This window comes from Bacillus proteolyticus, assembly GCF_001884065.1.
GTDB classification, from domain to species: Bacteria; Bacillota; Bacilli; order Bacillales; family Bacillaceae_G; genus Bacillus_A; species Bacillus_A proteolyticus.
Map to the genome: position 1 here is coordinate 1 of NZ_MACH01000022.1, position 267 is coordinate 267.

The window sequence follows — 267 nt, forward strand, 5'->3', positions numbered from 1 at the left end:
CAAGACAAGCAAGATAAACAAGACAAGCAAGATAAACAAGACAAGCAAGATAAACAAGACAAGCAGGACAAAAAAGGTAAACCAGACAAACCAGGTAAACCAGACAAGCAGGATAAACAAGGCAAACAAGATAAACAGGACAAACAGAACACTGAAGATACGCACGACAAACAAGACAAACAGGACAAACAAGATAAACAGGACAAACAAGACAAGCAAGATAAACAAGACAAGCAAGATAAACAAGACAAGCAAGATAAACAAGAC

The 267-nt window shown here is 37.5% G+C and carries 1 protein-coding gene; it reads left to right on the top strand.

The features are described from left to right. A partial coding sequence (locus tag BAQ49_RS03655; RefSeq protein WP_208610842.1) for a hypothetical protein occupies positions 1-267 on the top strand: 267 nt, incomplete at both ends.